We start from the raw sequence: 20,285 nt of genomic DNA, 5'->3' as shown, positions 1-20,285 counted from the left end.
GGATAGAACGCCCGCCGACGCGGGGCGTCAAGATGAACGACACTCGTCCGCCGGGCCTTGCCGGCCCGGGGTCGGCCTGTTCGGGATTCCCCGCTGTCCCTCTACCCCAGCACGTCCTCGACGGCCTCGGGGTGCTGTTCGATGACCTTGAGGAGGATGCGGGTCGGGGGATCGGGGATATACCGCCCCTGTTCCCAGTTCTGTACGGAACCGACGTCAAAGCAGAACCGGGCCGCGAACTCCTTCTGGGACAGTCCGAGCTTGGCCCGGATCGCTTTCACGTCGACGGCCGCCGGTGGGTGCGGGACGTTCACCGCGACACCCAGCCGGGCCAGGGTGGAGATGACTTCGACCGGCTCCGGAGCGTTCGCCAACAGCACCGGCACCCTTTCCCCGGCAACCAGCCGGGTGACGATCTCATGGGACTTGCGGAGCCCCGGTCCCCAGGACGCCAGAGTTTGGATCAACGTGACGGGATGCTGAACCTCCCCGCAGAGCCGCAGAACCACACTAACGGGGGAATCGGATGCAGCTCGGCACTCGGCCCCTGTGTTTTCCCGTCGTTCGAGTTGCTCCCTGAATGACAACTTCCCGGACATTGGCAATCTCCATCACCTTGCGGCCAACGACGTTTAGTCCCGACCGCCCCAAAGCACCCGGCGATAATCCTTCAACGTGGGCCTGGTCGATGACCAGCACATCCTTCTCCACCGTCACGTTGCCGGCGATCCGCAGCGTTCCGGCCGGGGTCGTGACGGTGATGATGACCACCGGCCACTCCGCCTCATCAAGGTCCACGGTGACATCGTCGACGGTCCACATGCCGATATGGTACGCGTCACGCGTACGTCCAGGAAGCGCATAAATTCACCGCCCGTCCTCCCCCGCTCCGGTCAGCGTTGGCCCACGACGGCCGGAAACCCCCGGGCCCGTCCGGTCGCGGCGATCCGCTGGCGGCGGCGGCGGAAGAAGGTGCGGATGCGCTCGAAGGGTGCCAGGAACCGGGGATGACGCTTCTTCATGCGCACGAACAGGCGGCGGGAGTCGGGGGAGTGGCGCAGCACCAGCAGGCCGCCGACGAAGGCGACCGGCACGCCGCCGGGCCCCGGGATCGGGGTGATGATCACGCCGATGGCGATGATGACCCATCCCAACCCGACCAGCAGCCGCGTGCGCGCGCGGGCGAAGGTCAGGCGCGGAGCGGCGGCGGAACGGGGCATGGAAGAACCGGCGGGTGCGGGAACGGGGCAGCCGACGGCATAGGGGATTTCCGCCCGAGGTGGAACGGGATTCGGCAACCGTCACCGAAAGGTCGCAAGCACCGCCGGTGGACGTGCCGTCAGTGGACGGTGGCGGCCGTGGCGCCGGCGCCGCGCAGGTCCAGGCGGTGCAGCACCTCATTCACCTCGGCCGGGCCGGGTTGCCAGCCGAACTCCCGCGCCAGCTCGGAGCGGGCGGCGAAGGCGCGGCGGTTGAGGTCGCCGCAGCCGGGCGTCTCCGGCGAACGGCAGCGGCGGTCCGCGCAGCTCTCCAGCATCAGACGGATCATGCGCTCGCGCTTGCGCGCGTCGATGAAGCCCGAGTCGTCGAAATAGAGCTTGGTGAAGGCCACCTCGGCCACATGGGGCTGCGCCCCCTGTTCGGCGACGACGATGGCCGACACCAGGTCCACGCAACGTCCGGCGAACGCGGGGATGGGGGCCACGCCGTCGTCGGCATGGTCGAAGGCCCGGCTCGGCAGATCGACGAGCCGGCCCGATTCCTCCCGGACGAGATAACGGCGCATAACGGGCATGACCGCCTCCGGTCTGGTTTTCCCCGACGGGGAAGAGCGTACATCAATCCACGGCAGGGGGGAACGGGGCCAACCCGGACCTCCGCCGGACTTCACCGTCATGTTACCGCATCGCGCCACGCCGAAGGAAGATACCCTATGAAGCTACTAAGGTATGGCCCGCCGGGCCTGGAACGCCCGGGCCTGCTCGACGCCACCGGCACCCTCCGCGACCTGTCGGGGGTGATCCATGACATCGGGCCGGGCGAACTGTCGGACGCCGCGCTCGACCGGTTGCGCGGACTGGACGCGGGGCGTCTGCCCGCGGTTCCCGGGGACGTCCGGCTGGGGCCGCCGGTGACGGGGGTTTCCAAGGTGGTCTGCGTCGGCCTGAACTATCATTGCCACGCCGAGGAGACCGGCCTGGGCGTGCCGGCGGAGCCGGTGGTGTTCATGAAGGCCACCAGCGCCATCAGCGGGCCGACCGATCCGGTCGTGCTGCCCCCCGGCGCCGCCAAGGTGGACTGGGAGGTGGAACTGGGGGTGGTGATCGGCACCACGGCGCGGCGCGTCAGCGCCGATTCGGCGCTCGACCACGTCGCCGGCTATTGCGTGGTCAACGACGTGTCGGAGCGCGCCTTCCAGCTCGAAGGAACCGGGCAGTGGGTGAAAGGCAAGAGCGCGGACAGCTTCTGCCCCCTGGGCCCCTGGCTGGTCACCCGCGACGAGGTGCCCGACCCGCAGAACCTGCGCCTGTGGCTGGAGGTGGACGGCGTGCGCCGGCAGGACAGCACGACCGCCCGCATGATCACCGGGGTGGCCGCGGTGATCGCCTACATCAGCCGCTTCATGACGCTGTGCCCCGGCGACGTGGTGGCCACCGGCACGCCGGCCGGCGTCGCCCTGGGGCGTGATCCGCACCCGTGGCTCCGGCCCGGCCAGGTCATGCGCCAGGGGATCGACGGTCTGGGCGAACAGCGCCTTCCCGTGGTCGCCGCGGACGGGTGACGTGGCCGGAAGCCGACGCCGGCGGCGGTTCGTCCGTCAGCCGGCGGGCTGACGGCTTTCGACGTGGCGGGCGAAATTGTCCAGGATCGCCTGCCAGCCGCCGCGCTGCTGCTCTTCGGAATGCGTCGTCTCGGCGTCGAAGGTCACGCGGACGGTGACGCCCTGCGGCACCGGGAGGAACGCGACCTGCGCGGTGCGGCCGCCGAACTCGTACTCGATGAGCGACAGGGGCACGATCTTCGTGTAGGTGCCCGCGAAGTCGAAGCCCATGCTGCCGTCCTTCGCCTCCATCCGCGACGAGAAGGCGCCGCCCTCGCGCAGGTCGACCGATGCGGCGGTGGTGTGCCAGTCGGCGGATGCGGCGTTCCACCGCATGATGTCGTCGGGTGTCGTGTAGGCCTGCCAGACCGTCTCGAGGGGCGCGGCGACGGTCGTCTCGACGCTGATGTTCATGAGACCTCTCCCTGTGGATGCGTTGATCGGTTCCCCGACCCGGTGCCGCCGGTGTCCGGCCACCTTGCCCCGTTCGACGGGCGGCATTATCTTGACGTAAAGATAAATGGAGACGTCTTGATGTCAAGACAAAATGCCGCACCCCGGGACGGCATCGATCGGCGCCGTGCGCAATGGGCGGCGGAGCTTCCGGACCTGGACACCCGCGCCATGGCGATCATCGGCCGCATGCGCTGGATCACCGTGAACCTGCGCCCGCCGATCGAAGCCATCTTCCGCAAGCACGGACTGGACAGCGGTGAGTTCGACGTGCTGGCGACGTTGCGGCGAAGCGGGCCGCCGTACCGCCTCCGCCCGACCGAATTGTACCGCTGGCTGATGATTTCCTCCGGCGGACTCACCGCCCGCCTCGGCCGGCTGGAGCGGTCCGGCTTCATTCGCCGTCTTCCCGATCCGGACGACGCGCGCAGCACGCTGGTTGAACTGACCCTCTCCGGCAAGGCCGTCGTCGAACTGGCCTTCCGGGAGGACATGGCTCTGGAGAACGCCGTTCTCGAAGCCCTCGACCCCGGGGAGATCGCCATCCTGGAGTCGATCCTGCGGAAACTGGTCATCACCCGGGAGACCGCTGCGCAGGAGAGTCCCGGCGCGGCGGACGCACCTCCCTGCGGATGACCGATGGGTCGGAATGATTCTCCCGCGGAGGGAATCGCCGCGATTAGCCCTTGCCCGGCCCGCCCGCCGCCCCATGGTCCCTGAACACCCATCCGCAAACCAGGGAGACGGGCGATGATGCGCACGATGACGGCCCCGGAATTCAAGGCGAAGTGCCTGGACGTGATGGCCCGGATTGCCGGGACGGGTGAAACGCTGACCATCACCCGCCGTGGCAAGGCGGTGGCTAAGGTGATCCCGGCGCCCCGCAGCGGCACCCCCGACGGCGGCGGCGGGTTCGCCGGCCGGAAAAGCCGGGTTCAGACGCACGGCCGGCCGGCCGACCATCGCCGGTGACGGCCGGCCCGTTGACGATCCGCCGGTGACGGCGGTTCAGCCCGGCCCGGTCATGGCCTCCGGCCGCACCAGGGCATCGAACCGGTCCGCCGTCAGCAGGCCCAGCGCCACCCCGGCCTCCTTCAGGGTCGTGCCCTCGGCGTGCGCCTTCTTGGCGATCTTCGCCGCGTTGTCGTAGCCGATGTGCGGGTTCAGCGCCGTGACCAGCATCAGGCTCTCGTTCAGCAGGCGGGCGATGCGGTCGCGGTTGGCTTCGATCCCGACGACGCAGTTGTCGGTGAAGCTCACCGCCGCATCGGCCAGCAGCCGGATGGACTGGAGCACGGCGTGGGCGATCACCGGCTTGAAGACGTTCAGCTCGAAATGGCCGGTAGCGCCGGCAACGGTGACGGTGGTGTGATTGCCCATGACCCGGGCGCACACCATGGTCAGGGCCTCCGACTGGGTCGGATTGACCTTGCCGGGCATGATCGAGGACCCCGGCTCGTTCTCCGGCAGGGCCAGCTCGCCGATGCCGCAGCGCGGACCGGAGCCGAGCAGGCGGATGTCGTTGGCGATCTTCATCAGCGACACGGCGATGGTGTTCAGCGCGCCGTGGGCCTCGACCAGCGCGTCGTGGGCGGCGAGCGCCTCGAACTTGTTCTCCGCCGTCACGAAGGGCAGGCCGGTGACGGCGGCGACGTGGTGGGCGAACGCCTCGGCGAAGCCGGGCCGGGCGTTCAGGCCGGTGCCCACCGCCGTGCCGCCCTGAGCCAGGGCATAGAGGCGCGGCAGCACCGCCCGGGCCCGCTCCGCCGCGTAGCGCGCCTGCGTTGCGTAGCCGGAGAACTCCTGCCCCAGGGTCAGCGGGGTGGCATCCTGAAGATGGGTGCGGCCGATCTTGACGATGTCCGCAAAGGCGTCGGCCTTGGCTGCCAGGGCGGCGTGCAGGTGCTCCAGCGCCGGCAGCAGGTGATGATGGATCTGTTCGACCGCCGCGATGTGCATGGCGGTGGGGAAGCTGTCGTTGGACGACTGGCCCAGGTTGACGTGGTCGTTGGGATGCACCGGCGCCTTGGAACCGACGGTGCCGCCCAGCAGCGCGATGGCCCGGTTGGCGATCACCTCGTTGGCGTTCATGTTGGTCTGGGTGCCGGAGCCGGTCTGCCACACCACCAGCGGGAAGTGGTCGGCCAGGGTTCCGTCGATCACCTCCTCCGCCGCGTCGACGATGGCCGCACCGAGGCGGGCGTCCAGGGCGCCCAGCGCCATGTTGGCCAGGGCCGCCGCCTTCTTCTGGATGCCCAGGGCCCGGATCAGCGGGGCGGGCATGCGCTCGTCGCCGATGCGGAAGTTCTGCAGGGAGCGCTGGGTCTGCGCCCCCCACCAGCGGTCGGCCGGAACCTCGATGGGTCCGAAGGAATCCGTCTCGGTGCGCACCGCCGGCTTGCCGTTCATCGCCTGCATCCTGTCGTTGTCGTGTCCGTTCCCGCCAATCTTTGCCGCCGGTGCCGCGCCGGCAAGGGCCGGTGCCCGGCCGGGGTGCGGTTCGCCGAATATGTTCTTGATTTGTTCATGATTGGCCGACACACTGCCGGTACCAGAGCTCGAAACGATCGCTGATTCACACGGAGGTGTCGCATGGATACGCTCGTGACGGACCGCGTCCGCGCCCGCATCGCCAAGCCGCGCGCGGCCGATCTGCTGGCCCGCGGCTGGACCATCCTGGGGCCGGCGGGGGAGGGGATGCTGCTGATGGAAGGCCCCGACCCGGACCTGGAGCCGACGCCGGCCCCGTCACTCCTGGCGGCGTTCGCCCGCCCCCTGCTCAGCCGTGCCCGCACCCGTGCCCTGGCCCGCGCCGGCGGCAGCCCCGTGTTCGGCGCCGCAGCCTGATCCCACCGCCCGAACGAATGGGGTAATCCAACGAAAGAACAGAGCGGACTATGTCTCCGGGCGGTGGTAATACCCAAGAGCATATCCGCCGGCACGGCTCGTTAGTAACTCGTTAACCGCTGTCGATCAAAGTGAAGACATCAAGACGCGGCCCGGTATTCACTGGCCCATCGAAGGAGGTAGCGATGTTCGACGCTCATGTTTCGCAGCAGATCAAGACCGCTTCGCAGGTTCACGTCGCTCTTTTGGATGAGTTCATTCGGGTTACCAAGGAGAAGCTGGACGGCCACGAGGACATCTTCGTGCGCGACAGCCTCGCCGATCTGCTGTCCAGCCTGCGCGACGAGCGCGACGGCTACACCCGCCTGACCGACACCCGCACTCTGGCGTCGGCCGCCTGACCCGCCGGCCCCCTCAGAACAGCCCCCTTCAGAACAGCCCGTCGAACATGCCGCCGCGCGTGCGTCCCGCGGCGGCCGGGCCGCCCAGCAGCAGGCCGATGCGCGACGTGGTCGGGTTGGTGCCGCCGGTCAGCAACTGCTTCAGGGCGCGGACGTAGGACGGGACGTCGCCCTTGGGGTCCGGCTGCTTGGCGAAGGTGTCGTAATCCTGCGTGAAGGTGCCCTGGCGGAGCTGCAGGGCGTATTGTTTCTCCTGCCCGGCCGGCACGCCGGGTTCGCGGGTGACGCGGATGGTGTAGTCGCCGCGGTCCAGCACCATGTTGCCGCCGGCCAGCTTCTTGTAGGCTTCGAAGGCGTCGCCCGCCTTCTCGTTGCTGTCGGCCAGCACCTTGCCGCCCTTGTCCATCAACTGGACCCGCACGCCGGCGTCGCCGACGCGGCCCAGCGCCACCTCCCCGGCGCTGCTCACCGTGAACTTGTAGAAGTCCACGGGATCGTTCTTGCCCAGAATGCTGAAGGCGTTCAGCCGGCTCTTGTCCTGAACCAGCGTCCCCATGTTCGTGGCGAACGGGGTGGCGTTGATCGACGACTTGCGGACGTTCTGTTCGAACCGCTCGACGTTCTCCGGAGCGGGGTCGTTGAGGGCGGCCTCCGACTGGATCTTCTTCAGGGCGCTGTCGATCGACTGTTGGAGGCCGGCGACCATCCCGCTGACGCTGCCGATTCCGTCCATGTGCTCCACCTTCGGTGACGTCGTGCCGTACCGCGCGGTTCCATGCACGCTGCGGGCCATGGCCAAGCCGTTGAAAACGCCGGGGTGCGGCGGCCACGGGGCAGGAATTGCCGGGTCCGGATTGCCGGGTCGTGCGACCTGCGGCGGCCGGGGTGTTGCCCATGGCGGACATCCCGGCTTTTCGGCATACTCCCGCCACTCAACTTTCGGGTTCGGGAGCCCTTGCGGTCATGCGGCGTCTGTTGGCGCGGGTCTTCGCGGTTGTCGTTGCCCTGTCCGGTCCGGCGCTGGCCGCCGATCCGCCGCCCCCGGTGCCTTCCGGCCTGGCCGTCGCCGGGGTGGAGGTGGTGGCGGAGCGGGATCTGCCGCAGGTCTGCGTGACCTTCTCCGACCGGCTGGAGAAGTCCCGCGCCGTCGACTACCGCGCCTATGTGGAGGTGCGGCCGGCCGCCGGCGGCGACGCGGTGGAGACCGCGGCGGTGCCGCGCGACCGCACCCTGTGCATCGAGGGGCCGGAGCACGGCAAGCGCTACCGTCTGCTGCTGCGCGAGGGGCTGCCCGGGGCCTCCGGCCTGCGCCTGGCCACCGCCGAGAGCCACGCGGTGGAGGTTCCCGACCGCGCGCCGGCTCTGGCCTTCCGCGGCGCCGGCTACATCCTGCCGCGCGTCGGGTCGGAGGGGCTGCCGCTGCGCACCGTCAACGTTGACCGCGCCCGGTTGCAGGTGCTGCGCATCAACGACCGTAACCTGGTGGAGCAGATCTACTACGGCCGCATCACCCAGCAGCTCTCCGATTACGACGTGGGCGAGATCGTCGGGCGCGCCGGCGAGGAGGTGTGGCGCGGCGAGATGGCGGTGGACGCGGTGCGCAACGCCCCGGTGGTCACCGCCTTTCCCATCGACGCCGTGCTGGGCACCCTGAAGCCCGGCGTCTACATCGCCGTCGCCACCGCCGACGCGGTGCGCAAGCCGGAGTGGGAGAGCAAGGCGACCCAGTGGTTCGTCGTGTCCGACCTGGGGCTCAGCACCATCCAGGGGGAGGACGGGCTGCTGGTCTTCGCCCGCTCCCTGGCCACCGCCGATCCGGTCGCCGGGGTCGAGCTGCGCCTGCTGGCGCGCAACAACGCCGAGCTGGGCACGGCGCAGACCGGGCCCGACGGCATGGCCCGCTTCGACGCCGGCCTGCTGCGCGGCAGCGGCGGCGGGTCGGCGCAGGCCCTGTTCGCCTACCATGGCTCGGGCGACTTCAGCTTCCTGGACCTGTCGGCCCCTGCCTTCGACCTGTCCGACCGCGGCGTCGGCGGGCGCGAGGCGCCGGGTCCGCTGGACGCCTTCCTCTACCCCGAGCGCGGCATCTACCGGCCGGGTGAGACGGTGAACCTGGCGCTGCTGCTGCGCGACGCCGACGCCCGCGCGGTGACCGGTCTGCCGCTCACCCTGAAGGTGCTGCGCCCCGACGGCTTCGAGGTGGAGCGGCGCAGCGTCACTGATGCGGGGTCGGGCGCCTACGCCACCCGCATCGCCATTCCCGTCAGCGCCTACACCGGCCAGTGGAGCGTCACCGCCCACACCGACCCGGACGGCGCCGCCGTGGGCCGCGCCGACTTCCTGGTCGAGGACTTCGTGCCGCCGCGCCTGGAGTTCACGCTGCGCAGCGACGCCGAGGCGCTGGAGACCGGCACCCCGGTGCCGCTGGACATCGACGCCCGGTTCTTCTACGGCGCCGCCGCGGCCGGCCTGCCGGGTGAACTGACCCTGACCCTGCGGGCCGCCGCGGCGCCCTACCCGCAGCATCCCGGCTTCCGATTCGGGCTGGCGCAGGAGGAGTTCCTGCCCGTGCGCAGCGAACTGCCCGGCTTCACCACCGACGACGCCGGAACCGCCGTGGTGGACGCGGCGCTGGACGACCATCCCGACAGCACCCGCCCGCTGGAGGCGGTGGTGCGCGCCACCCTGTTCGACATCGGCGGCCGCCCGGTAAACCGGGAACTGGTGCTGCCCGTGCATCATCAGCCCTTCGCCATCGGGGTGCGGCCGCATTTCGAAGGTGACGCCGTGCCCGAGGGGGCGACCGTCGCCTTCGACATCATCGCCGTGGCGCCGGACGGCACGACCGTGGCGGCCGGCGACCTCTCCTACGAGCTGTTCGAGGAGGAGTACGACTACGTCTGGTTCCAGGCCAACGGCCGCTGGGATTACGAGATGGCGGTGCGCGACCGCCGCCTGACCGGCGGTTCGCTGCGGGTCGGCGCCGAGGCGCCGGCGACGCTGGAAGAACCGGTCGCCGCCGGGCGCTACCGGCTGGAGGTGTTCGACCGCGCCACCGGCGTGGCCACCAGCCTGCGCTTCGCCGCCGGCTGGTGGGTCAGCCCCAGCGCCGGCGACCGGCCGGACAAGGTGGACGTGACGGTCATGCTGCCCGCCTACCGGGGCGGCGAATCCGCCTGGGTCTACGTCAAGCCGCCCTACCGCAGCCAGGTGCTGGTGGCCGTCGCCGACCGCCGGGTGCACCGGGCGATCACCCGCCCCATCGGGCCGGAGGGCGCCTTTCTGGAAATCCCCGTTGATCCCTCCTGGACCGCCGGCGTCTATGTGACCGCCACGGCCTTCGCGGTGCCGGAGCCGGGGCACAAGGGCCCGCCGCGGCGCGCCCTGGGCCTGTCGTGGCTGGCCATGGACCCGGAGCCCCGGTCACTCGACGTGGCGCTGGCGGCGCCGGAGAACAGCGAGCCGCGGCGCACCGTCGATGTCGAGGTCACCGTTGCGGGGGCGGAGCCGGGGACGCCGGCCTTCGTGACCCTGGCGGCGGTGGACGAGGCGGTGCTGCAACTGACCGATTACGCGTCGCCCGATCCCAACGACTACTATCTCGGCAAGCGCCAGCTCGCCGTCGATCTGCGCGACGTCTACGGCAAGCTGATCGACCCCTCCGGCGCCCAGCGCGGCCGCATCCGCAGCGGCGGTGATGCTCAGCGGGTGCGCCAGGTGGGCACCCTGCCCCAGAAGACGACGCGGGTGGTGTCGCTGTTCTCCGGCATCCGGCCGGTGGGGGAGGGCGGAACGGTCAGCATCCCGCTCGACCTGCCGGATTTCCAGGGTCGGCTGCGGCTGATGGCGGTGGCGTGGAGCGACGGCAAGGTGGGCCGTGCCGAGGCGCGCATGCAGGTGCGCGACCCCGTGGTGGCCGACCTGTCGCTGCCCCGCTTCCTCGCCCCCGGCGACCGGGCGCAGGTGCTGGCGACGCTCGACAACCTGCACGGGGCGGCCGGCGACTACGCCGTCACCGTGACCGCCGCCGGGGCTGTGGCGCTGGAGGACGGCGCCTTTTCCGTGCCCGGCCTGGCCCCCGGCCGGCGGGCGACGGCGCCGCGGGTGCTGACCGCCACCGGCGTCGGCACCGGCAGCCTGACCATGACGGTGGAGGGGCCGGACGGCCTGCGGCTGGAGCGGCAGTGGGACATCACGGTGCGCCCGGCCAACCCGGTGGCGACCCGCCGCCTGGTCGCCCGGCTGGCACCGGAGAAGAGCTTCACCGCCACCCCCGACATCACCGCCGGCATGGTGCCCGGCACCGCGACGGTGGCCCTGTCGATCAGCCCGCTGCCGGAACTGGACGTGCCGGGGCTGCTGCTGGCGCTCGACCGCTACCCCTACGGCTGCGCCGAGCAGGTGACCAGCCGGGCGCTGCCGCTGCTGTACGTCAACGACGTGGCGCAGGCCCTGGGGCTGGCCGGGGATGAGGCGCTGAAGGGCCGCGTCCGCCGGGCGGTGGAGCGGGTGATGACCATGCAGCGGCCGGACGGTTCCTTCGCCATGTGGTCGCCGCGCGGCGACGGCGATCTGTGGCTGACGCCCTACGTGATGGACTTCCTCGGCCGCGCCCGCGGCGCCGGGTATTCCGTGCCCGACTTCGGCTATCGCAAGGGGCTGGAGTGGCTGAAGCAGCTCGTCGACAACTCGTGGTACGAGGAGGAGGAACTGCCGGCCCGCGCCTACGCGCTGCTGGTGCTGGCGCGCGCCGGCGCCACCGACATCGCCGCGGTCCGCTATTTCCAGGAGACCTACTGGACGCGCCTGCAGACCGATCTGGCGCGCGCCCAGGTGGCGGCGGCCCTGGCGGCGCTGGGCGACGGGGCGCGCGCCGCCGACGCCTTCGCCGGCCTCAACCACGCCCGCGTCGTCCAGGCCAGCCTGCGCGACTACGGGTCGGCGGTGCGCGACGAGGCCGGGGTGGTGGCGCTGATGGCGGAAAGCGGCGCCGTCGACCGCGACCGCCTGCTGGCCGCCGCAACGCGCCTGCACAAGGCCTATGCCGCGCAGCACCGCACCAGCACCCAGGAGCAGGCGTGGCTGCTGCTGGCGGCGCGCGCCCTGATCGACCGCGCCGGTCCCATGCGCCTGACCCTGGACGGCGCCACGATGGAGGGCAGCAAGCCCTTCTACCGCCGCATCGACCCGGCCGCCCCGTTCAGCGTGACCAACGCCGGGACGGAGCCGCTGCACCAGGTGGTCACCGTCGCCGGCGTGCCGGCCGACCCGCAGCCGCCGGAGGAGGCGGGCATGACCATCCACCGCCGTGTCTTCGCCATGGACGGCACGCCGCTGGACGCCGGCGCCGGCGGCAAGCCGTCGCCGGACGGCCCGGTGGTGGCGCAGAACGAGATGCTGGTGGTGATCCTGGAGGGCCGCTCGACCGAGCGTCTGGACCATCAGGCGCTGGTGGTCGACCTGCTGCCCGCCGGCTTCGAGATCGAGAACGTGCGGCTGGCCGACAGCGCCCAGCTCGGCGACCTCTCCTGGCTGGGGGAGCTGAGCGCGGTGCGCCATGTGGACTACCGCGACGACCGGTTCGTGGCGGCGGTGGACCTGACGGCCGACAGCCCGTCCTTCCGTCTGGTCTACCTCGTCCGCGCCGTGACCGCCGGTGATTTCGCCCGTCCCGGTGCCTATGTGGAAGACATGTACCGCCCCTATCTCGCCGCCCGCGGGCCGGCCGGACGGGTGTCGGTGCGGGCGCCGTAACGGTCGGCAACCATCGGGACAGCGGGGTTCCGGAGTGGCGGAGGACAGCCCCCACCCTGACCCTCCTCCGCGGCGCGGGGGAGGGCGCGCGCGCCTCCCCATGCGGGCCATGGGGCGGGCGGGGGCCGTCGCCCTTGCGGCGGGTCTCGTCCTGCTGGCCGTCGCCGCCGGTCTCGACCGCGCCTTCCCGCCGGACCTGACGCGCTACCACGACCGGTCGGCGGAGGTGGCGGACCGCAACGGGGTGGTGCTGCGCGCCTTCACCGCCGGCGACGACGCCTGGCGCTTCGCCGTGACGCCCGACGCGGTGGCGCCGCTCTACCGCGCCATGCTCGTGGCCTATGAGGACAAGCGCTTCGCGGTGCACCCCGGCGTCGACCCGCTGGCGGTGGTGCGCGCGGCAGGGCAGGCGCTGTGGCACGGCAAGGTGGTGTCCGGCGCTTCGACCCTGACCATGCAGGCCGCCCGCCTGCTGGAGCCGCGGCCGCGCACCGTCGCCGCCAAGCTGATCGAGATGGCGCGCGCCCTGCAACTGGAGTGGCGGTTCACCAAGGACGAGATCCTCGCCATCTATCTGACGCTGGCGCCCTTCGGCGGCAATCTGGAGGGGGTGAGGGCCGCGTCGCTGGCCTATTTCGGCAAGGAGCCGCGCCATCTCACCCCGGCCGAGGCGGCGCTGCTGGTGGCGCTGCCCCAGTCACCGACCCGGCTGCGCCCCGACCGCGGCGGCGACGGGGTGCGCAGGGCGCGCGACAAGGTGCTGGACCGTGCCGTCGGGGCCGGGCTGCTCACCGCCGCCGCAGCCGAAGCCGCCGCGGCGGCGCCCGTGCCGTCGGCGCGCCGGCCCTTCCCCTTCCTGGCGCCGCACCTGGCGGAGCGGCTGCGGGCCACCCGGCCGGGCGAGGAGCGCATCGTCACCACCCTCGACGCCGGCTTGCAGGAAACGGCGGAAGGGCTGCTGCACCGGCTGGCGGAGGGGCTGGACCCGCGGGCGGGGGTGGCGGCGCTGGTGGTGGACAACGCCACCCGGGAGGTGCGCGCCTATGTCGGGTCGGGCGGCTATTTCGACGAGCGGCGCAACGGCATGGTCGACATGGTGCAGGCGGTGCGCTCCCCCGGCTCCACCCTGAAGCCGTTCATCTACGCCATGGCCTTCGACCGGCTGATCGTCCACCCCATGACGGTGATCGCCGACGTGCCCCGCCGCTTCGGCGGCTATGCCCCGGAGAACTTCGGCGGCGGCTTCGCCGGCGAGGTGACGGTGGGGGAGGCGCTGCAACGCTCCCTGAACGTGCCGGCGGTGGCGCTGCTCGACCGTGTCGGGCCGCTGGGCTTCGACGCGGCGCTGCGCGCGGTGGGCGTGACGCTGCGCTTCGACCGCCGGGTCGGGCGGCCGACCCTGCCGATCGCGCTGGGTGGCGTCGGGCTGACGCTGGAGGAGCTGGTGACCCTCTACGGCGCCTTCAGCCACGGCGGCGGCGTGGCTCCCCTGCGCACCCTGCCGGCGGGCGCCGGATCTTCTGCCGGGACGGCGGATGGCGGACCGCTGATGGGCGAGTCGGCGGCCTGGTACGTCGCCCGCGTGCTGCGCGGGGCGCCGCGCCCGCCGGGCTACGCCGACCCGGAAGGGGCGGGCGACGCCCGCCGCATCGCCTTCAAGACCGGCACCTCCTACGGGTACCGCGACGCCTGGGCCATCGGCTTCACCGACAGCCACACCGCGGGGGTCTGGGTGGGCCGGCCCGATGGCACGCCGTGCCTGCGCTGCGTCGGGCTGGAGACGGCGGCGCCGGTGCTGTTCCGCCTGTTCGACCTGCTGCCCGACGGGGCGGGACCCGCCGCGGTGGCGGCCCGGCCGCCGCCGGGGGTGATCACCGGCACCACGGCCGACCTGCCGCCGGTCCTGCGCCGCTTCGCCGACGCGCCGGCCGTCGCCCGCCACGGGGCGGCGGAGGCGGCGGGGCGCCTGCGGATCGCCTTTCCGGTGGACGGGTCGGTGGTGTCCCTGGGCCGGGACCGCGGGGAGGCGGGGCGACTCGCGGCACTGCCCCTGCGGGCGGAAGGCGGCCGGCGCCCCCTGCGCTGGCTCATCAACGATCGGCCGCTGGGCGGCGGTGACTGGCGCCGCGGCGCCTCCTGGCGGCCGGACGGGGCCGGGTTCGTGGACGTGAAGGTGCTGGACGCCGACGGCAATGTGTCGACGGCCACCGTGTTCGTGGCGGCGCGGTCCGAGGATTGATCGTCAGCGAATCAGTAATGCCTGTGATGATTGGAGCGACCGCGGCTGACCACCATCAGCACGGCCACGACCACGGCGAAGAACGCCGTGGTTCCGAGATAGAAGCCGGGCGTCATCCCGACCGTCAGGGTGCCGATCAGCACCATGACCAGGATCCATACCCCCAGCAGGACGATGGTGCGTGCCGACATGATCGTCCCCGAATCCCTGAGTTCGTGGTTTGATTAGCATTGTATGCGCGAACGCTGACGCAAGCCTGCCACAGGTTCCGGTATGACCACCGCGCGGCAAGCTGTCACAGCGCGCCCCCGCCGCACCCGATCGATCGGGGAGGGACTACGACCAACGGACCGGGCATAAAACAAACAGTCTTGACGGTATGTAACATGCGTGCGACGCTTTGACCCATCACCGCCGGGGTGGAGGAAGGATCGTGGCCCGCACAGACCGTTCGCAAGGCGCCCGCCGGACCCAGGAGATGCGCTCGGCGGAAACCCGGGCGAAGCTGATCGACGCCACGCTCGACGTGCTGATGGCGGAGGGTTATCAGAACTTCACCACCCAGCGGGTGTGCGACCGGGCCGGCGTGTCACGGGGTGCCATGCTGCACCATTTCCCCGACCGGGCGCGCCTGCTGGCCAGCGCCATCGAGCATCTGCTGACCGGTGCCACCGAAGACATCCGCCGTCGCGCCGGCCAGGTGCGCAGCGGCGAGATCACGGTCAGCGCCTTCATCGACTATCTCTGGGCCGAGCAGTTCTCGAACCGGCTGTTCTACATCACGCTGGAGCACGTGACGCTCGCGCGCACCGACAACGACGTGCGCGAGGAGCTGATGCCGGTCGTCCGGCGCTTCCACCAGGCGCTCGACGAGACGTGGCAGGAGTTCTTCCACACCGCGTCGCTGCCCGATGCGACGGTCGCCGTCATCCTCAACCTCACCCTGTGCCTGCTGCGCGGCATGGGCGTGCAGACCGTGCTGCGCCCCGGCGACGAGGCGTACTACGGCAGCCTTCTGGCGGCCTGGAAGGGGATGCTGGCCGCACTGGTGGAAGACAGGCCCCTCGACGCCGCCGCCCTGGCCGGCATCCCCCCCGCCCCCGAGACGGTGCCGGAACCGGGCGACCGATAAGAACGCTGAACGATGTCCAACGAACAGGAGAGCTTCATGTATCGCGCCATCCGCACTGCCGCGCTTGCCTCCCTTCTGACCTCCGTTGCCGCGGTCGCCGTGACCGTCCCGGCGGCGGCGGCGGACAAGACCTTCTCCGTCGGCGCGCTCAACCCCGTGTCGGGTGCCGGCGGCACCTACGGCACCGGCATGCAGAAGGCCATCATCCTGGCGGCGGAGGAGATCAACGCGGCGGGTGGCGCGTGCGGGACGCGCATCGCCGTGGTGGCGGAAGACACCCAGACCTCGCCCGAGGCGGCCGTGCTGGCCGCCAAGAAGCTGGTGGAGGTCAACAAGGTCCAGGTGGTGATGGGGACCTGGTCGTCGGGCGTCACGCTGGCGGTGATGCCGATCACCACCGCGGCGGGCGTGCCGCTGATGAACACCTCCGGCGCCCCGGCGATCTCGACCGAGGACAAGGAGGATCTGGTCTGGCGCTTCCAGGCCACCAACGGCCGCTTCGGACAGGCGTTCTCGGAGATCGCCGCGCTGCGCGGCTTCCAGCGCCCGGCAACCATGGCCTACAACAACGCCTCCGGCCTCGGCAACACCGAGGGCTTCGAACAGGCGTGGACGGCCAGGGGCGGCCGGCTGGTCTCCAAGGTGGTCTACGAGCCCAAGCAGGCGAGCTACCGGTCGGAATTGCAGCAGATCCTTGCTGCCAACCCCGACGTGGTGGTCATGGGCTCCTACCTGCCGGACACCACCATCATCCTGCGCGAATGGTTCCAGAGCGGCGAGAACCCCGACCTGAAGTGGATCATCCCCGGCTGGGCCGCCAACGAGAAGCTGGTCGAGGCACTGGGGCCGGAGGTGACCGCCGGCATCATCGCCGTCGACAGCATCAGCAACGAGAACGCCCCCTCCTACGCCCGCTTCGGCGAAGCCTACGCGCGGGCGACGGGCGAGCCGGCCGGGGCCAACGTGTACGCGGCCATGACCTACGACATGATGATCCTGTGGGGCCTGGCCATGCAGGCCTCGTGTCCGGATCTGGCGCCCCGGGCCATCAACGCCCGGCTGCGGGCCGTTGACGACCCCACCGGCGAGGCGGTCTATGGCTTCGCCGAGGGCAAGGCGGCCCTCGAAGCGGGCAAGACCATCAACTACGAGGGGGCTTCCAGCCAGTTGGCCCTGGACGAGTACGGCGACGTCACCCCCGACTTCAGCCTGTCGGTCATCACCGACGGCAAGATCGTCCGCGAACGCGTCGTGTCGCTGGGCGTCAAGTGAGGCGGATCGCAAACGGCAGGGGCGGCGGCGCGTGCCGCCCCCCGCGCATTCCATCCCTTCGCCCCGTATCCCTTCGCCATCTCCGGAGCGCCTAGCGGTGGGCAGCGCCTATCTCATCAATCTCGCCTTCAACGGCGTCATCCTCGGGCTGATCGTCGCCCTGGCCGCCCTGTCGATCACGCTGGTGTTCGGCATCGCCCGCTTTCCCAACGCGGCGACCGGCGACGTGGCGACGGTCGGCGCCTTTGCCGGGCTGGCGGTCACCGCGACCGGCGGCGGCACCGCGGCCATCCTCGGCTTCGGCGTGCTGACCGCCGCGGGGCTGTCGCTGCTGTTCTATCTGATCCTGTTCCGGGGGCTGGCGGACAAGCCGCCGGTGGCGTCGCTGATCGCCTCCATCGGCCTGGCGTTCTTCGTGCGGGCCGTGCTGACCTTCTTCGTCGGGCACAACCAGCAGGTCTACCCGCTGCCCATCGTCCGCGCGGTTCCCTTCGGGCCCCTGCGGGTGCAGCCGACCGACCTCCAGGTCATCGCCGTCGCCGTGCTGGCGCTCGCCGCCGTCTTTGCGCTGCTGCACCTCACGGCGATCGGCCGGCGCATGCGCGCGGTCGCCGACAACCCCGATCTGGCGCGGGCCAGCGGCATCGCCGCAACCCGGGTGCTGGTGGTGATGTGGCTGTGCGCCGGGGCGCTGGCCGGCGTGTCGGGCACGCTGCTCGGCATCAAGACGGTGGTGTCGCCGGAAATGGGATGGGATCTGCTGATGCCCGCCTTCGCCGCCACCATCCTCGGCACCATCGGCAACCCCGTGGGCGCGGTGCTGGGTGGCCTTCTCATCGGGCTGGCCCAGGAGCTGTCGACCCCCATCGTCGGGTTCACCTACAAGATCGGTGTCGGGTTCCTCGTCCTTCTCCTGATGCTCCTGGTGCGGCCGCAGGGCCTGTTCGCCGGGAACGCCCTCGTGCGCTGACCGCCGGGAAGGGAACCGACCATGGAAGCCTATCTGCTCGCCGTAGCGGTCATCGCGCTGATCTACACGCTGCTGACCCTCGGCCTGAACCTGCAATACGGGTTCACGGGTCTCATCAACTTCGGCGTCGTCGGCTTCTTCGCCATCGGCGCCTACACCAGCGGCCTGACCGTTCTGGCCGGCTGGCCCCTGCCGGTCGGCCTGCTGCTCGCCGCCCTGGCGGCGGCGCTGGCGAGCTGGCCGGTCGGCCTGTTGTCGTTGCGACTGCGTATCGAGTATTTCGCCATCGTGATGCTTGGCTATGCCGAAACGATTCGCCTGGTGGTCACCAGCGAGAGTTGGCTGACCGGCGGCGTGCGCGGCATCGCCGGCATTCCCTCCACCTCCGCGGCGCTGGGGCTTCAGGCCGACCCCACCCTGGTGACCTTCGCCATCACGCTGGCCGCCGTCGTCGCGGTGATCCTGGTGACCCGGCACCTGATCGCGAGCCCCTTCGGCCGGGTGATCCGGGCCATCCGCGACGACGAGGATGCGGTGCGGGCCCTGGGTAAGCACCCCGGCCGCTTCAAGGTGACCGTGTTCGTCCTGGGCAACGCCGTGGCCGGTTTGGCCGGCGCCCTCTACGCCCATTACATCACCTACATCTCGCCCGACCAGTTCGTGTCGCTGCTGACCTTCTACATCTGGGTGGCAATGATCATGGGCGGGGCCGGCCGGATCGGCGGTGCCGTCGTCGGCACGGTGGTGCTGATGGTCTTCGTCGAGGGGTCGCGCTTCGTGCGCGACGTGATGCCGGGGGTCGCGGAGGTGGAGATGTCGTCCATCCGTCTCGGCGTGATCGGGCTGGCGCTGATGCTGCTGATGCGCTTCCGCCCGCAGGGCATCCTGGGCACGAAGGGGAACCCATGAGCACCGCGGAACTGGCCGTCACCGGCGTCCAAAAGCGTTTCGGTGGCGTAACCGTCCTGGACGGGGTGGAGTTTTCATGCCCGGCCGACGGGCTGTCCGGGATGATCGGCCCCAACGGGGCGGGCAAGAGCACGCTGTTCGCCATCATCACCGGCTTCCAGGCCGGGGACGAGGGTCGCATTCGTTTCGCCGGGCGGGACGTCACCGGTCTGTCGGCGGTGGAGCGGGTCCATCTCGGCCTGGGGCGCACCTTCCAGGTCCCCCGGGAGTTCGGCTCGCTGAGCGTGCGTGAGAACCTCATGGCGGCGGCACCGGGCCAGAGCGGCGAGAACCTGCTGGCCGCCTTCCTGCACCCCGGCCGGGTGCGCGCCGAGGAGGCCGCCATCCGGGAGCGCGCCGACGCCTGGCTCGCCTTCCTGAACCTGGCGCAGGTCGCCGACACGCCGGCCGGCCGGCTGTCCGGCGGGCAGCGCAAGCTGCTGGAGCTTGGCCGGGTGCTGATGCTCGAACCGAAGATGATCCTGCTGGACGAGCCCTTCGCGGGCGTCAACCCGGTGCTGATCGGCGAGATCGCCGGGCGCATCCGCGAGCTGTCGGCCAGGGGCATCGGCTTTCTCATCGTCGAGCACAACCTGGCGGCCCTCGCGGCACTCGTGAACCACATGTTCGTCATCGACCGCGGCCGGCTGCTGGCCGAGGGAGCCCCGGCCGCCGTGCTGGCCGATCCGGCGGTGCGCGAAGCCTATATGGGAGGGGCGGCATGAGCACGCTCACCGTTGCCAACCTTTACGCCGGCTATGGCGACGTGGACATCGTCACCGACCTGTCGCTGCGGGTGGAGCCGCTGGAGATCGTCACCATCGCCGGCACCAACGGGTCGGGGAAGTCCACCCTGGTGAAGGGGTTGATGGGGCTGCTCAAGCGCATCCGCGGCCGCGTCGATTTCGAGGGGACGTCGCTGCTGGGCGTGCCCGGCGAGCGGCGCATCCACATGGGCATCGCCTATGTGCCGCAGGTCAACAACGTCTTCGCCTCCCTGACCGTCCTGGAGAACCTCCAGGTGGTCGAGGGGGTGAGCGACCGCCGCCGCCGCATGGCGGAGATGCTGGACCGCTTTCCCGCCCTGCAGGAACGCCGGTCGACGAAGGCCGGGGCCCTGTCGGGGGGTGAGCGCCAGCAGCTCGCCTTCGCCAGGGCGCTGATGGCGTCGCCGCGCCTGATGATCCTGGACGAACCGACCGCGGCGCTGTCGCCGGCGCTGGTGCACGAGGTGCTGCGGCTGATCACCGCCTTGCGCGGCATGGGCGTGGCGGTGCTGCTGGTCGAGCAGCGCGCCCGCCAGGCCCTGGCGATCAGCGACCGCGGCTACATCCTCGACAGCGGCCGCGTCGTCATCGAGGATCGGGCCGACCGCCTGCTGGCCGATGAACGCATGGCCGACCTCTATCTCGGCGAGCATTGACGCCGCCGCCCCGTTCAGACCGACC

21 protein-coding genes are annotated in these 20,285 nt (G+C 71.0%); 13 read left to right on the top strand and 8 right to left on the bottom strand.

Annotation, left to right across the window (positions count from 1 at the left end):
• Positions 1–101: 101 nt before the first annotated feature.
• The 4 genes from G472_RS36855 to G472_RS0107045 all read right to left on the bottom strand — a co-directional run bounded on the left by G472_RS36855 (position 102) and on the right by G472_RS0107045 (position 1,795).
• A complete protein-coding gene (locus G472_RS36855) occupies positions 102–509 on the bottom strand; it encodes a helix-turn-helix domain-containing protein (RefSeq protein WP_051340527.1) in 408 nt (135 codons plus the stop codon).
• A gap of 1 nt (position 510) precedes the next feature.
• Positions 511–822 carry a hypothetical protein gene (locus G472_RS38735; protein WP_029007814.1) on the bottom strand — a complete coding sequence of 104 codons (312 nt, stop codon included), beginning with the start codon at positions 820–822 and terminating at the stop codon, positions 511–513.
• Between the two features lie 71 nt (positions 823–893).
• Positions 894–1,220, bottom strand: a complete 327-nt coding sequence (locus tag G472_RS31735) for a PGPGW domain-containing protein (RefSeq protein WP_051340526.1) — start codon at positions 1,218–1,220, stop codon at positions 894–896.
• Between the two features lie 119 nt (positions 1,221–1,339).
• Positions 1,340–1,795: a hypothetical protein gene (locus G472_RS0107045; RefSeq protein WP_029007813.1), complete on the bottom strand. Its 456-nt coding sequence runs from the start codon at positions 1,793–1,795 to the stop codon at positions 1,340–1,342.
• Positions 1,796–1,933: 138 nt separating this feature from the next.
• Between G472_RS0107045 and G472_RS0107040 the strand changes: the two genes are divergently transcribed.
• Positions 1,934–2,782 (top strand): fumarylacetoacetate hydrolase family protein, encoded by an 849-nt coding sequence (locus G472_RS0107040; RefSeq protein ID WP_029007812.1) that lies wholly within the window; start codon positions 1,934–1,936, stop codon positions 2,780–2,782.
• A 36-nt stretch (positions 2,783–2,818) separates the two neighbouring features.
• Here the strand turns inward: G472_RS0107040 and G472_RS0107035 are convergent, their stop codons facing one another.
• The gene (locus G472_RS0107035; protein WP_029007811.1) at positions 2,819–3,235 is read right to left on the bottom strand and encodes an SRPBCC family protein; all 417 of its coding nucleotides are present in this window, start codon (positions 3,233–3,235) and stop codon (positions 2,819–2,821) included.
• A gap of 210 nt (positions 3,236–3,445) precedes the next feature.
• Here G472_RS0107035 and G472_RS31730 point away from each other — a divergent pair, with 210 nt between their 5' ends.
• Positions 3,446–3,910, top strand: a complete 465-nt coding sequence (locus tag G472_RS31730) for a MarR family winged helix-turn-helix transcriptional regulator (protein ID WP_211100153.1) — start codon at positions 3,446–3,448, stop codon at positions 3,908–3,910.
• Positions 3,911–4,024: 114 nt separating this feature from the next.
• Positions 4,025–4,246 carry a type II toxin-antitoxin system Phd/YefM family antitoxin gene (locus G472_RS36850; RefSeq protein WP_051340524.1) on the top strand — a complete coding sequence of 74 codons (222 nt, stop codon included), beginning with the start codon at positions 4,025–4,027 and terminating at the stop codon, positions 4,244–4,246.
• Positions 4,247–4,282: 36 nt separating this feature from the next.
• Here G472_RS36850 and fumC read toward each other — a convergent pair whose 3' ends face one another.
• Entirely contained in the window at positions 4,283–5,683 is a 1,401-nt protein-coding gene (gene fumC / locus G472_RS0107020) for a class II fumarate hydratase (RefSeq protein ID WP_029007810.1), read from the bottom strand.
• A 183-nt stretch (positions 5,684–5,866) separates the two neighbouring features.
• Here fumC and G472_RS39700 point away from each other — a divergent pair, with 183 nt between their 5' ends.
• Positions 5,867–6,121, top strand: coding sequence for a hypothetical protein (locus G472_RS39700; RefSeq protein ID WP_029007809.1), 255 nt, complete (start codon positions 5,867–5,869; stop codon positions 6,119–6,121).
• A gap of 185 nt (positions 6,122–6,306) precedes the next feature.
• A complete protein-coding gene (locus tag G472_RS31720) occupies positions 6,307–6,522 on the top strand; it encodes a hypothetical protein (protein WP_035691442.1) in 216 nt (71 codons plus the stop codon).
• A gap of 28 nt (positions 6,523–6,550) precedes the next feature.
• Here the strand turns inward: G472_RS31720 and G472_RS0107005 are convergent, their stop codons facing one another.
• The gene (locus G472_RS0107005; protein WP_029007808.1) at positions 6,551–7,255 is read right to left on the bottom strand and encodes a hypothetical protein; all 705 of its coding nucleotides are present in this window, start codon (positions 7,253–7,255) and stop codon (positions 6,551–6,553) included.
• Between the two features lie 230 nt (positions 7,256–7,485).
• Here G472_RS0107005 and G472_RS31715 point away from each other — a divergent pair, with 230 nt between their 5' ends.
• Together G472_RS31715 and pbpC are read left to right on the top strand one after the other, a co-directional pair.
• A complete protein-coding gene (locus G472_RS31715) occupies positions 7,486–12,276 on the top strand; it encodes an alpha-2-macroglobulin family protein (protein WP_051340523.1) in 4,791 nt (1,596 codons plus the stop codon).
• A 100-nt stretch (positions 12,277–12,376) separates the two neighbouring features.
• Entirely contained in the window at positions 12,377–14,515 is a 2,139-nt protein-coding gene (pbpC, locus tag G472_RS0106995; RefSeq protein WP_051340522.1) for a penicillin-binding protein 1C, read from the top strand.
• Between the two features lie 11 nt (positions 14,516–14,526).
• Here pbpC and G472_RS0106990 read toward each other — a convergent pair whose 3' ends face one another.
• Entirely contained in the window at positions 14,527–14,706 is a 180-nt protein-coding gene (locus G472_RS0106990) for a hypothetical protein (RefSeq protein WP_029007806.1), read from the bottom strand.
• A gap of 242 nt (positions 14,707–14,948) precedes the next feature.
• On the opposite strand from G472_RS0106990, the gene G472_RS0106985 reads away from it, so the two are divergent.
• The 6 genes from G472_RS0106985 to G472_RS0106960 all read left to right on the top strand — a co-directional run bounded on the left by G472_RS0106985 (position 14,949) and on the right by G472_RS0106960 (position 20,260).
• Positions 14,949–15,647, top strand: a complete 699-nt coding sequence (locus G472_RS0106985) for a TetR/AcrR family transcriptional regulator (RefSeq protein ID WP_029007805.1) — start codon at positions 14,949–14,951, stop codon at positions 15,645–15,647.
• A 12-nt stretch (positions 15,648–15,659) separates the two neighbouring features.
• Positions 15,660–16,919 (top strand): ABC transporter substrate-binding protein, encoded by a 1,260-nt coding sequence (locus G472_RS0106980; RefSeq protein ID WP_156927028.1) that lies wholly within the window; start codon positions 15,660–15,662, stop codon positions 16,917–16,919.
• 97 nt (positions 16,920–17,016) lie between these two features.
• Positions 17,017–17,889, top strand: a complete 873-nt coding sequence (locus G472_RS0106975; protein ID WP_029007803.1) for a branched-chain amino acid ABC transporter permease — start codon at positions 17,017–17,019, stop codon at positions 17,887–17,889.
• 21 nt (positions 17,890–17,910) lie between these two features.
• The gene (locus tag G472_RS0106970; protein WP_029007802.1) at positions 17,911–18,798 is read left to right on the top strand and encodes a branched-chain amino acid ABC transporter permease; all 888 of its coding nucleotides are present in this window, start codon (positions 17,911–17,913) and stop codon (positions 18,796–18,798) included.
• Positions 18,795–19,562: an ABC transporter ATP-binding protein gene (locus tag G472_RS0106965; protein ID WP_029007801.1), complete on the top strand. Its 768-nt coding sequence runs from the start codon at positions 18,795–18,797 to the stop codon at positions 19,560–19,562. The genes G472_RS0106970 and G472_RS0106965 overlap by 4 nt, the downstream gene beginning before the upstream one ends.
• Positions 19,559–20,260: an ABC transporter ATP-binding protein gene (locus tag G472_RS0106960; protein WP_029007800.1), complete on the top strand. Its 702-nt coding sequence runs from the start codon at positions 19,559–19,561 to the stop codon at positions 20,258–20,260. The genes G472_RS0106965 and G472_RS0106960 overlap by 4 nt, the downstream gene beginning before the upstream one ends.
• The last annotated feature ends 25 nt before the right edge of the window (positions 20,261–20,285 follow it).

The organism is Azospirillum halopraeferens DSM 3675 (genome assembly GCF_000429625.1).
GTDB lineage: Bacteria > Pseudomonadota > Alphaproteobacteria > Azospirillales > Azospirillaceae > Azospirillum > Azospirillum halopraeferens.
Note: the sequence above shows the minus strand (reverse complement) of the source record. Positions and strands in the feature narration are given on the sequence as shown.

Bases quoted from the DNA above. Each gene is read 5' to 3' on its own strand.
- G472_RS38735 (WP_029007814.1), bottom strand. From the start codon at position 822: ATGTGGACCGTCGACGATGTCACCGTGGACCTTGATGAGGCGGAGTGG.
- G472_RS31735 (WP_051340526.1), bottom strand. From the start codon at position 1,220: ATGCCCCGTTCCGCCGCCGCTCCGCGCCTGACCTTCGCCCGCGCGCGC.
- G472_RS0107045 (WP_029007813.1), bottom strand. From the start codon at position 1,795: ATGCCCGTTATGCGCCGTTATCTCGTCCGGGAGGAATCGGGCCGGCTC.
- G472_RS0107040 (WP_029007812.1), top strand. From the start codon at position 1,934: ATGAAGCTACTAAGGTATGGCCCGCCGGGCCTGGAACGCCCGGGCCTG.
- G472_RS0107035 (WP_029007811.1), bottom strand. From the start codon at position 3,235: ATGAACATCAGCGTCGAGACGACCGTCGCCGCGCCCCTCGAGACGGTC.
- G472_RS31730 (WP_211100153.1), top strand. From the start codon at position 3,446: ATGGCGATCATCGGCCGCATGCGCTGGATCACCGTGAACCTGCGCCCG.
- G472_RS36850 (WP_051340524.1), top strand. From the start codon at position 4,025: ATGATGCGCACGATGACGGCCCCGGAATTCAAGGCGAAGTGCCTGGAC.
- fumC (WP_029007810.1), bottom strand. From the start codon at position 5,683: ATGAACGGCAAGCCGGCGGTGCGCACCGAGACGGATTCCTTCGGACCC.
- G472_RS39700 (WP_029007809.1), top strand. From the start codon at position 5,867: ATGGATACGCTCGTGACGGACCGCGTCCGCGCCCGCATCGCCAAGCCG.
- G472_RS31720 (WP_035691442.1), top strand. From the start codon at position 6,307: ATGTTCGACGCTCATGTTTCGCAGCAGATCAAGACCGCTTCGCAGGTT.
- G472_RS0107005 (WP_029007808.1), bottom strand. From the start codon at position 7,255: ATGGACGGAATCGGCAGCGTCAGCGGGATGGTCGCCGGCCTCCAACAG.
- G472_RS31715 (WP_051340523.1), top strand. From the start codon at position 7,486: ATGCGGCGTCTGTTGGCGCGGGTCTTCGCGGTTGTCGTTGCCCTGTCC.
- pbpC (WP_051340522.1), top strand. From the start codon at position 12,377: ATGCGGGCCATGGGGCGGGCGGGGGCCGTCGCCCTTGCGGCGGGTCTC.
- G472_RS0106990 (WP_029007806.1), bottom strand. From the start codon at position 14,706: ATGTCGGCACGCACCATCGTCCTGCTGGGGGTATGGATCCTGGTCATG.
- G472_RS0106980 (WP_156927028.1), top strand. From the start codon at position 15,660: ATGTCCAACGAACAGGAGAGCTTCATGTATCGCGCCATCCGCACTGCC.
- G472_RS0106970 (WP_029007802.1), top strand. From the start codon at position 17,911: ATGGAAGCCTATCTGCTCGCCGTAGCGGTCATCGCGCTGATCTACACG.
- G472_RS0106965 (WP_029007801.1), top strand. From the start codon at position 18,795: ATGAGCACCGCGGAACTGGCCGTCACCGGCGTCCAAAAGCGTTTCGGT.
- G472_RS0106960 (WP_029007800.1), top strand. From the start codon at position 19,559: ATGAGCACGCTCACCGTTGCCAACCTTTACGCCGGCTATGGCGACGTG.